This is a genomic window from Cellulomonas telluris, assembly GCF_004886325.1.
In the GTDB taxonomy this organism is placed as follows: Bacteria; Actinomycetota; Actinomycetes; order Actinomycetales; family Cellulomonadaceae; genus Cellulomonas; species Cellulomonas telluris.
Map to the genome: position 1 here is coordinate 1 of NZ_QXFN01000097.1, position 535 is coordinate 535.

Consider the following 535-nt stretch of genomic DNA (forward strand, 5'->3'; position numbering starts at 1 on the left):
ACGTCGTCCTGTGGCTCGGCGCGCGGACGCTCAGCACGGCCGACAACACCGTCCTGCTGACCTTCTTGTCGATCCTGTTCGCCGTCTACGGCGTGCTGTCCGGCGTCGCCACCGAGACCACGCGCTCGGTCGCGACGAGCATCCGCGACGACCGAAGCAACGGCCCGCCGGTCTGGGTGGCCGGCGCCGCGGTCGCGCTGGTGACCGGCGCGTTCGTGATCGTGCTGTCGCCGTGGTGGCAGCCGCACGTCCTGAACCTCAGCTCGCCCGTTCTCGTCGTCGTGCTGGCTGCAGGCGCCGTCAGCTACACCGTCCACTCCGTCGTCATCGGCTCGCTGGTCGGCAGCGGCTGGTGGCGCGAGGCGGCGGTCGTGCTGTCCGCGGACGCGCTGTGCCGCCTGGTCCTCTGCCTGCTGGTGGTGCTGGTCGTCGGCGCGTCGACGACGCTGCTCGCAGCCGCCTCCGCGGGTGGTGCCGCAGCGTGGTTGCTGGTGCTGCTCGCCATGCCCCGCGTGCGCGACGCACTGCGCCGGCG

Annotated in this window: 1 protein-coding gene; it reads left to right on the plus strand. The window is 72.7% G+C overall.

All coding sequences use genetic code 11. The annotated features are described in order from the left end of the window. The coding region (locus FB586_RS19620) for a hypothetical protein (protein ID WP_168800634.1) at positions 1–535 on the plus strand (535 nt) is incomplete at both ends.